Annotated in this window: 6 protein-coding genes; 4 read left to right on the top strand and 2 right to left on the bottom strand. The window is 49.9% G+C overall.

What is annotated here, in order from left to right; all coding sequences use genetic code 11:
* Nucleotides 1–515: 515 nt before the first annotated feature.
* Both DZK30_RS16450 and DZK30_RS16445 read left to right on the top strand, forming a co-directional pair.
* On the top strand, nt 516–3,437 hold the full coding sequence (locus tag DZK30_RS16450; RefSeq protein ID WP_118975224.1) for a sensor histidine kinase: 2,922 nt from the start codon (nt 516–518) through the stop codon (nt 3,435–3,437).
* Between the two features lie 19 nt (nt 3,438–3,456).
* Nucleotides 3,457–4,224: a LytR/AlgR family response regulator transcription factor gene (locus DZK30_RS16445; protein ID WP_118975223.1), complete on the top strand. Its 768-nt coding sequence runs from the start codon at nt 3,457–3,459 to the stop codon at nt 4,222–4,224.
* A gap of 72 nt (nt 4,225–4,296) precedes the next feature.
* On the opposite strand, the gene DZK30_RS16440 is transcribed toward DZK30_RS16445, so the two are convergent.
* Together DZK30_RS16440 and DZK30_RS16435 are read right to left on the bottom strand one after the other, a co-directional pair.
* Nucleotides 4,297–4,992, bottom strand: coding sequence for a response regulator transcription factor (locus DZK30_RS16440; RefSeq protein WP_118975222.1), 696 nt, complete (start codon nt 4,990–4,992; stop codon nt 4,297–4,299).
* Nucleotides 4,989–6,494 carry a sensor histidine kinase gene (locus tag DZK30_RS16435; protein ID WP_118975221.1) on the bottom strand — a complete coding sequence of 502 codons (1,506 nt, stop codon included), beginning with the start codon at nt 6,492–6,494 and terminating at the stop codon, nt 4,989–4,991. The genes DZK30_RS16440 and DZK30_RS16435 overlap by 4 nt, the downstream gene beginning before the upstream one ends.
* A gap of 141 nt (nt 6,495–6,635) precedes the next feature.
* On the opposite strand from DZK30_RS16435, the gene DZK30_RS16430 reads away from it, so the two are divergent.
* A complete protein-coding gene (locus DZK30_RS16430) occupies nt 6,636–7,379 on the top strand; it encodes a GLPGLI family protein (protein ID WP_118975220.1) in 744 nt (247 codons plus the stop codon).
* Nucleotides 7,380–7,398: 19 nt separating this feature from the next.
* Complete coding sequence (locus DZK30_RS16425) at nt 7,399–10,143, top strand: TonB-dependent receptor (RefSeq protein WP_118975219.1); 2,745 nt, start codon at nt 7,399–7,401, stop codon at nt 10,141–10,143.
* Nucleotides 10,144–10,182: the final 39 nt, after the last annotated feature.

The following is a 10,182-nucleotide window of genomic DNA, read 5'->3' as shown; positions in this document are numbered from 1 at the left end:
TTTTATGGCCATAACCGCCGCGGCCGGAACGTGCTTGCTGCAAGCTGCAGCAGGAGCCGCAACGCGTCTGTGAGAAGGGTATCCCCAGGGATAGCTGAGCGCGCAGCGATCTGAACGGATCCGGCTTCAGCCGCCGTTCAGGCCGCTTCGCGTCCCGACTGGCTTGCCGTGCAAAACGGTTGACAAAGACCGCCGGTCGGAACGCGCTTGCTGCAAGCTGCAGGAGGAGCCGCAACCGGTTTATGAGAAAGATATCGCCAGGGATAACTGAGCGCACAGCGATCTGAACGGATCCAGATTTCTTAAGTACCTGCTAAGGGTTTTCGAAGCAAACTTCATCTTTACTACAGTATGCCGGACCGGTCTATACCTGAATTCCGGAATAAAAGCAGGAAAGACAATGCAATTGTATGCGGATAGTTTTTTATTCCCGTATCATTGCAGTACCTGTCTCCATCCCTTTTTCGTTTTGCATATTTTATTTGTATTTTTATTAGGCACTCTTGTGCCCCGGTATGATGAAGACAAACCTGCTACGTTGCCTGCTTATACTGTTTCTCGTCGTTTGCGTAAAGTTGTTACGGGCCCAGTTGCCTTTGCCGCCGCAACCTGTTTACATACATTACAATTCCTACAATAGCGGCCTGCCTACCGATCTCATTTTTAGAATGATCGCTGATAAGAAGGGTTATATATGGCTGGCTACAGACAGGGGCTTGATGCTTTATAATGGCAAAGTATTCAAGCCTTTTACAACGAAAGGCGCCGAAGATTTCGTGTCGGTATTCCAGACAAGCAAAAATATGCTCTGGTTGTTTGCGCAATCGGGGCGGACGGTCGGCATCGATCTGAATACGCAACGGGCCTTCTGTACCGATAGTGCGTATGGACTTGCTCATCTTGATGTGCCGGTAAAGCCCTACCTGACAGGCTTTGAGGATAATGATACCATTTTCCTGGCTAAGCAGGCCTTTAAGCATATGGTGATAATTGATCCCCGTAAAAGAAAAGGTCAGGTGGAGAAGACAACGCCGTTTACCTTTTCCCGGTGGCTGCTACAGCGGTATCATATCCCGTCGAAGGTGCATGGGGTGGATGTGGGCGCCACTCTCGATTCCGTATTGATCCGGCGTAACAGCAATGGGTTATCGGTACAGGATAGCTTTGTGATCATCGATAACATGATCTTCAGGACACAACCCAATGGGCCTGCAACCTTATGTTTCGACGGATATGATTACGGGATCCGCGACGGCATTATGTCTTTCACCCGCTGGGATGGTGATCTTTATCTGGGAGCACTTGGTGGTATCGGTTTTTGTAAGATCGCCGGCTTTTTTACGATGCCCAGAAGCAAGCAGCAATTGGTATCCCTGCTTCCGGGTGAGACAGTTACCACAGTGATGCAGGATTACCAGCATAATATCTGGGTAAGCACTTATGGCAATGGTCTGTTTTTATTTCCACGTGCTGAAGCTGCTACGTTACACTACAATAAGCTCAACAGTGGTCTGTATGAAGACGATATAAAGTTGATACGGGAATTTCCCGGCGGTATCACGGCCGTCGGCTATAATAATGCCCGATTAGATATGTTTACTGACTCGGGAAAAAACAGGCGCTATACAATACCGGCAAAACAGTTTAAGCGTAGCGTAGTGCATCTGGAACGTATGGCGAACCATTGGCTGCTGTTTTCTCAGACCGAAGCCTTTTGTTCGGACCTGGAAAAAGATGGTGTATTTCCTGACATGTTCCGGGCGAGTCCCGTACGGAAAAGAAACTTTGTGGTGCCGGGTTATAAAAGCGGAAGAATGCTGAATAATATGTTTTATTACGCTTCCAGCAACAACGGCATTATTTCGGTAGATACACATGGTCTTCTGAGCGCTTATCCCAATACCAATACGACCCACGTAAAGAAGAGAGCGCTGCTACCCGTATCCGAAAGCGGTTTTTACATTGGCACGGTGCGTGGCATGTACTACAACAATTCGCAGCTTCCTTACTTACAGGATGCCCAGATCAATAGCCTCGACACCGTGAGCCAGATGCTGCTGATGGCCACCAGCGCCGGCGCTTATGCCCTGCCTTTATCATCTGCAGACAATGGAAAAGGTCTGAGGATGTTGACCCCAAGCCCTTGCTACACCATTAAGCACGATCATGCGCTCACTTATTTGCAGGGTACCGATGAGATGATCATTCTCAGGAATGGTGACTTTTCCACTACGGCTCGCTTTCCTTTTAAAAATTATGCAATCCCTTTCCGGTTGAATGATTTTTACAGCGATAGCCTATACCTGATCCTCGCAGGCAACCGGGGGCTTTTCTATATTCCCAGGTCAAGGATCGGGTTTATGGGCGTGACGCCCCAGGTACATCTGCGATGCTCTCTTTCAGGCTATTCTCCTTCTGATTCTATTTACGAGGGACAGTACCGGAGCGATTTTTCGGCATTGCTTGAGATCGATATACTAGACTACAGTAACCAGGAAAGAGAGATCAGCTACAGGCTGTTGAAGAACGGTGCCGAAATATACCGCCAGAAAGGATTGCAAGACGGCGGCCAGGTCAATTTTCAGCCATCGGGACCAGGCAGCTATCGCGTAGAATTTAAAGTACGATGGCCCGGAGGAAGGCAACGTCTTGTCGCGTACAACCTGGAGCTGGCTCCGCTCTGGTACCAGCAGTGGTGGTGTCTGCCTTTACTGCTGTTGTTATCGCTGCTGGCCTTCGCCTGGAGCATACGTTGGTGGTATACCTATCACTCCAAGAAAGAACAACGCAAGCTGGAGCAAAAATTGTACCTTCAGGAATTGGAATCCCAAAGCCTTTTCGGGCAACTGAAGCCGCATTTTATCTTTAATATCCTGACACCACTGCAAGGCTATTTTATCCGGGAAGACAAAATCAATGGCCTTAACTACCTGAATAATTTTTCCAGCCTGATGCGAGGTATTCTCAATGGCATCAGGGACAAATACAGCACGCTGCAACACGAGATCGACTTCATTGCGCAATATTTGTCGATACAGCAGGAAAGATTTGGCTATTGTTTTCGTTATAACATAAACATCGCACCTTCTATCACAGCAGGCCTGTACGTCATTCCTACTTTGCTGCTACAGCCGGTAGTGGAGAATGCGATAGAGCATGGTATCGATAAAAACGGGACAAGCGGACAGATCGATATTGATGTCAGTGAAACGGATACGACACTGGTAATCACCGTCACAGACAATGGTCGTGGCCTGCCGCCGGATTTTGCTCTGAAAGAGAACCATGCCTTGAAGATCATTACAGAACGAATGTCCTTACTGGAAAAAATGCAAGGCACGGGCCGGTTCACCATTGCTGCGAACACCGGCCTGAAACCGGGAACTACGGCGACCTTTATCCTGGCGAAAGAACATAAGGCCCCGGCTATATCATAACCAAATACAATCTCCAAACATGACTATGCAATTATCCGTATTGATCGTCGATGATGAGCAACATGTCAGAAATACGTTTCTGGAACTGTTGCAGCAGTTTTGCCCCTATGCCGTCGTAAAAGGCGTGGCGTCCAATATCGATGAAGCCCTGGTCCTTATCTACACACAAAAGATCGATGTCGTTTTCCTTGACATTAACCTGGGCAGCAACGATACCGGCTTCGACCTGCTGGACAAGGTACAACGCCCCGATTTCGATGTTGTTTTCGTTACGGGGCATGCAGAGCACGCTTTAAAGGCTTTTGAATATGCGGCCGTCCATTACCTGCTGAAGCCCGTCGACTACCGGTTGCTGATGCAAACGATGGACCGTATCAGACAGAAGAAGGAAACAGCGGCTACTGCAGGCCTGCAGCATCTTAGCCATACCCTCAATCATTCTTTAATGGCGCCGCCGCCCAAGATTGCGCTTTCGGATAGCAATACAACCCGCTTTGTACCGCTGGATGATATTACCTACCTGGAAAGTAAGGGTAGCTATACTATTTTTCACCTCCAGGACAAACAGCGCTATACAAAATCCCGGAACCTGAAATATTTTGAAGATGCCTTGCAGCCATATAAACAGTTTGCACGGGTACACAAATCTTTTATCGTTAACAAAAGACACGTTAAAGCATACCGGAAAAGCAGCCAGGACCTTGAATTTTTTAATGGCGACATTGTACCCATGTCAATTGGCTACAGGACATTTATGGAACAGTCGGGCGACCACTTTATCCTTTGATTTGCCCGGGTTCTTCAATGGAAATGTTAACCAGGATTGCCGGCAGGACGCGCTCTGCATTGTTGCCGGCCGCTAGCTCACGCTGAAGTGATAGCCCTTACCCTTCAGGGTAATGATCTCGACCCCCTGACCCATAGCAAAATAGTCGCGGAGGCGGCGGATGTACACATCAAGGTTGCGGCTGATAAAGTAAGAATCGTCGCCCCATACGATCTGCATCAGCTCCCGCCGGTCTATCGTCGCATTAGGCTGCATGCAGAAAATATTCATGATCTCGGCTTCTCTGTTGGATAGCTTAACGATGCCGGAAGCGCTGCGCAATTCCAGCCGGTCGGGGCTGTAAGTAAAGGAGCCCAGGTGGAATTCTTTTTGTTTATGTTCGATCCTGGGCGACGGCGTCTGCCGGCGAATAGCGATCTGGTTATTGATCCTGATCATTAGCTCTTCCATACTGAAAGGCTTCCTAAGGTAGTCGGTACCGCCTGAGGAGAAGCCTTCCAGCACATCCTTGGTTTGTCCTTTAGCCGTAAGGAAAATAATAGGAAGCGAAGGATAGTGCTTCCTGATCGTATTGCCCAATGTGAAGCCATCGATATAAGGAAGCATTACATCCAGCACGCAGATGTCGGGCCTGAATGCCGGTATCGTTTCCAGTATTTTCAGGCCTTCGCGCTGGTGCAGCACCATATAGCCCTTCAGTTCCATCGTCTCTTTGACAATGTTGGCCAGGTGGTCTTCATCTTCGATATACAATACGCGATAGCTCATGGGGTTGGATTGATGGGTAGGGTGATCACAAAAGTGGCGCCATTGCCGGCATATCTGTCCAGGTTAAGCTGGCCGCCATGCGCCCTGATGATATCGTAGGCGTAACTTAGCCCCAGTCCGTGCCCTTTGACATCATGCCGGTTGCCGGATGGGATACGGAAAAAGCTTTCGAACACTTTGTGCCGGTACTCGTCGGCGATGCCCGGCCCGTTATCGGCAACGGTCAGCCGTAGCCGGTTGCCGTCGATCGCCTGGCTTATCCTCACCTCGTTGCCACCGTATTTCAAGGCATTATCGAGCAGGTTGTAGACGGCGCCCAGCAAATGGACCTTATCGCCTGTAATCGTCGCTTCGGGATTGCCCGGCGTCCATATTACCTTTACTTTCTTTTCTGTGAAAACGGGCTGAAGCGTTTGGACCAGCTCTTCCACAAGGGCTGCAGGTTGCAACGATTCTGTGTCCAGTTGTATTTTACCATTCTGCACCTGGATCACGTTCATGATGCGATCGATAAGGATACTGAGACGGTTCATTTCCCAATGGGCCACATTCAGGTATTTTTTTGCCCTTTCCGGATCTTCGATACCCTCATAGGTAGTCAATGCTTCCAGCGCTACCCTGGTCGTGGCAACCGGTGTTTTAAGCTCGTGAGAGATGTTGCTGATAAAGCTATCCTTTTGAGTATTAAACCGTGCTTGCTGCCGCATGGTACGGTAGGCCAGCAGGAAGGCGCCGCCGATGAGCAATGCCAGCAGCAGGCAGAAGGCGACCTGCGGCGCGATGCCTTTAGCCAGGATAGTATTGTAACCTGTTACCATAAAGGGCACATTAAGGCTATCGTCGGCGCCGTAGTGGAACAATTTGTTTGATGTTGTGATGGTTGTATCCCAATGGACCGATAGCCCCTTTTGCTTTTCGCTCAGCGCTGCCTGGAAGGTTTTTAGCCAAAGCACGCTGTCCGCTGCGGTGCGGATCTCATCGACATGCTTTCTCTGGCTCAGCGCCAGGCGGATCATTTGCCCCAGTACCTCCTGTTCGGGCGTTTCCGCTGAAAGCAGTGGCAGGCTGATGCTTGCCTTGGCCGGCGCATTGGGTAACCGTATAATGGTGGCGCCGTTACTCTTCATTTGTATGTTCATCGGCCGGGCCGGGTCGAGGTGGGGCCGTGTCTTTTGGTCGTTAGTAATGCTTATCGTATAAAACGCGGAAGTATCCTTGCCGCGTCTGGGTATCACATGGCCGAAAGCAACCTGTCCGCCGGGGAGGTTCTTAGCGCTGTCGTTAGATGCCAGGATAAAGGAAAGTGTATTCCTGAATAAGCTGTCGTTGAGGTGCGCTTCTGTAAGGGCAAAGGTCATCTTCACTTCCTGGTCCAGCCTTCCTTGCTGTCCTTTATATTGTGCGCGTAGCCACTGTCCGAGAAAAAGCAGCAGCAGTAGTTCGCCTGCCAGCATTAGCCAGCCGATCGCCTTTAATCGCCTCCCTTGTCTTCCCTGTGGCATGATCGTTTATTTTATACTGCAAAGAAAACAAAAGCCGGGCGCTTCAGCCGGTTTCGTTAACCTAATTTAACCTTATTTGGGTGGCAGTTAACCCGCTTTGCTGCGGGGCGCAGATAGCTTTGTCCCATAAACGACAACAATATGAAAAGACTATTCGCCCTGCCATTGGCTTGTTTGTGTCTCTCTGCCGCCGCCCAGCAAACATCTGGGTTAATCGCCTATGAGCAGACCATCTCCATTGATGTAGGTAAGTCAGAAGGCATACCCGACGCGCTTGCCGAGATGCTGGGAAAACCGCAAAAGACAGAAAAGCTCCTGCATTTTAATACTGGTGCCGCATTGTATGAAAATAAGGAAAAAGGAGATGAAGATAAAGAAGAACTGAGCGAGGGCGATATGAAGATCAGCATATCGAGAACGATGCCGGAGGAGAAAACCTATCTCAATTTAGAAACCAAAGCCCTGATCGAAGAGAAAGACCTCATGGGCCGTAAATTCCTGGTAACGGGTACGTCCAACAATCATCAATGGAAAACGACGGGCAGGCAAAAGAAGATATTGGACCGGGCTTGTATGGAAGCTGTCGCCGGTAAAGGCACAGAAGATTCTATAACGGTATGGTATACGCCCGACATTCCGGTAAGCGCCGGACCTGCAGGCCTCTCCGGCCTACCAGGCATGATACTGGAAGCCAGTATAGGCAAGCATATTCATCTCCTGGCCACCGGTATTGAAGCCGATCCTGGCGGTGGAAAAAGCATTAAAGAGCCTACCAAAGGCAAAAAGATAACAGGAGAAGAGTTTGCGCGGCTCGCCAAAGAAAAAGAGGAGGAAATGAAAAAACAGTACGGAGGAGGCAAAGGACAGGTGATCATTATTAAATAACCGCTGTAAACCATTAACCATGCACAGATTCATAATGATCTGCCTGCTGCTTCTGGTAGGCAGCCTGGCGAGCTATGCCAATTACCGGATTACCGGTAAAGTAAGCGATACAGCGACACAACCGCTGCCCGGCGCTTCCGTTTCGCTGCTGAATCCCCAGGACTCTACAATGGTGGCTTTCGCAATCAGCAATCGCGAAGGCCGATTCCTGATATCCGAAGTCAAGTCAGGGAATTATTTGCTGCAAGTAGCTGTAATGGGTTATTATACCGAATACCGGAGCCTGAGTGTCCCCTTAGAGGGGGAAGACCTGGGTACGGTAGCCTTGAAAGTGAACGATGGCGCGCATACGCTGGGTGAGGTCGTGATCTCTGGCGAAAAAGTGCCGGTCAGGATAAAAGGAGATACGCTGGAATACAACGCCGGATCTTATAAAGTAAAGCCGAATGCGGTTGTGGAAGACCTGTTGCGTAAGCTGCCCGGCGTGCAGGTGGATAAAGAGGGGAACATTAAATCGATGGGTAAAGACGTGAAAAAAGTGCTGGTGGATGGCAAAGAATTTTTTGGCGATGATCCCAAAATGGCGACACGTAACCTGCCGGCTGATGCGGTTGATAAAGTGCAGAGCTTTGAAAAAAAATCTGATGCCAGTCTCTTCTCTGGCGTTGATGATGGCCAAAGAGACCAAACCCTTAACCTTACCCTCAAGGAGGGGAAGAAGACGGGCTATTTTGGAGAGGCCAAGGGTGGGCTGGGCACGCCCGAAAAATATGATGCGGCGCTAAAAGCATTTAAGTTCAGACCCAAAAGCCAGGTAGCCGCTATGGGTATGCTCAACAACATCAATAAATTTGGCTTTACCTTCCAGGATTATCTTGATTTTAATGGCGGCCTTGGCTCTCTGCTGCAAGGCGGCGGCAACATTAACCTCAACAGCAATGAAGCGCCGGTAGACTTTGGCCAGCCGGTGCCCGGGAAAATGAAGTCTGGTGCGGCCGGCCTCAATTACACCCTGGAGCCCTGGACCAACAGCCGTTTAAACTTTAATTATATGGGCAACGGTGTGGACAAATTTCTCGACCAATACGTTTACCGGCGCAACTTCGCACCGGGCGAAAACTTTGAGCAGAACAATAGTAATACCGCCAATGAGCAAAACCTTACCCATCGCCTGAATGCAAGCTGGCGTACAGAGATCGATTCTATACACCAGCTCAGGGTAACGGCCTATGGTAAGCTGGAAACAAACAATGGTGATGGCAAGTCCTTGTCGGAAACCTATCAGGCTGCCCTGTTGCAGAACAGCCTCGACAGTCGCAGCGACAGGACCGGCAACGGTGGCGAGGTGGGTGGCACCCTTGAGCTCACAACAAAGCTGAAGGGAAAATGGCCGGTGCTGAAAACCAACCTGAATGCCGGCTACTCGGGTAGCCATGACCGGAATAGCTGGACCAATACTACTTATCTTGACGGGCAGCAGCTGAACAGTAGCCAATATCGCGATAACCATGGCAAAAAGTGGAACGGCGCTTTTTCTTTTGCGCCTACGCGGTCTCTGGGGAAGAGTTATTACCTCGAGCCGTCGGCAGAAGTGAGCTTCCAAAAAGAATCGCTGAAGAGAGAACAGGGAACACCTGGTAGCAATGAAGGCTTCATCGACTCGCTCAGCCCCTGGTTTTACCGCAATGTATGGCAGCTAACGCCGGGCCTGACGCTCAAGAAGACCACCAAAAAGATACGTTGGTCGGCGGAACTGCAATGGCAGGCGCTCGGACTTAGCCCGTATATGAACGGACAGCAGCTAAGCCAAAGCCATTACGCCTATTGGCTCCCATCGGCCTGGTGGCAGAGGGATTTTTCTATGGGCCAGCGCCTTTCGTTGCAATACAACACCAGTGTTACAGCGCCCGCAGTGCTGCAGCTGATGCCGGTTACCGACTACAGCAACCCGCTATTGCGTGTACGGGGAAGCGCCGGCCTGGCGCCGGAATACGAGCATCATGTCAGTATCAACTACAACCATTTCGATCAGTTCAATATGACTAATTTTTTCGCCGTGCTCGACGGTCGCTATACCCGGAATAAGATCGGGTGGAGTCGCCTGGTACAGCCCGATCTGAGCCAGGACATCACCGCTATCAATACCAGTTATGCCATACAGGCAGCGTTGAGAACGCAGTATGGCCGGCCGGTGAAAAAGATAGGGCTCAATATCACTGCCGGCCTGGAAGAAACCTGGAACAGGACCTTGGGGCCGGTAAATGGCATTGAAAATATTAACAATACCCTGACCCACAAATTGAAGCTTGGCTTCAATAACCTGAAGAGCGATGTATGGGACGTCAGCTGGGGTGGTAGTATAGCCTTGAACCAGTCGTTCTTTTCCCTGAACACCGAGCTCAACAACATTTACTATAACTTCAACGGTTATGCAGAGATCAGCTACCGGCCTACGGTAAACTGGAGCTTTACCTTGTCGGGAGATATTGACCATTATGCAGCGCAAAGTTTTGATAAGCCGGTAACCATTCCCCTGATCAAGGCGGAGATCAGCCGCTATGTTTTTAAAAGCCAACGTGGCACCATCAGCCTTACAGGCTTTGATCTGCTTGACCGCAACAAGTCGGTGCTGCGGACCAGCCAGCTCAATTATCTGCTAGAACAACGCAGCAATACCATTGGCCGATATGGCATGCTTTCCTTTACCTACAAGCTTAATAAAGCCGGCAGCGGTGGACCGTCGATTAACATCAAACAGCGGTAGGCTCAACTTTATGGCTGCCTGTTTGTTTTCAGAGTATAA

Source organism: Taibaiella koreensis (genome assembly GCF_003545715.1).
In the GTDB taxonomy this organism is placed as follows: Bacteria; Bacteroidota; Bacteroidia; order Chitinophagales; family Chitinophagaceae; genus Taibaiella; species Taibaiella koreensis.
Note: the sequence above shows the minus strand (reverse complement) of the source record. Positions and strands in the feature narration are given on the sequence as shown.

Excerpts from the sequence above, each read along its gene's own strand:
- DZK30_RS16450 (WP_118975224.1), top strand. The coding sequence starts at position 516 with ATGATGAAGACAAACCTGCTACGTTGCCTGCTTATACTGTTTCTCGTC.
- DZK30_RS16445 (WP_118975223.1), top strand. The coding sequence starts at position 3,457 with ATGACTATGCAATTATCCGTATTGATCGTCGATGATGAGCAACATGTC.
- DZK30_RS16440 (WP_118975222.1), bottom strand. The coding sequence starts at position 4,992 with ATGAGCTATCGCGTATTGTATATCGAAGATGAAGACCACCTGGCCAAC.
- DZK30_RS16435 (WP_118975221.1), bottom strand. The coding sequence starts at position 6,494 with ATGCCACAGGGAAGACAAGGGAGGCGATTAAAGGCGATCGGCTGGCTA.
- DZK30_RS16430 (WP_118975220.1), top strand. The coding sequence starts at position 6,636 with ATGAAAAGACTATTCGCCCTGCCATTGGCTTGTTTGTGTCTCTCTGCC.
- DZK30_RS16425 (WP_118975219.1), top strand. The coding sequence starts at position 7,399 with ATGCACAGATTCATAATGATCTGCCTGCTGCTTCTGGTAGGCAGCCTG.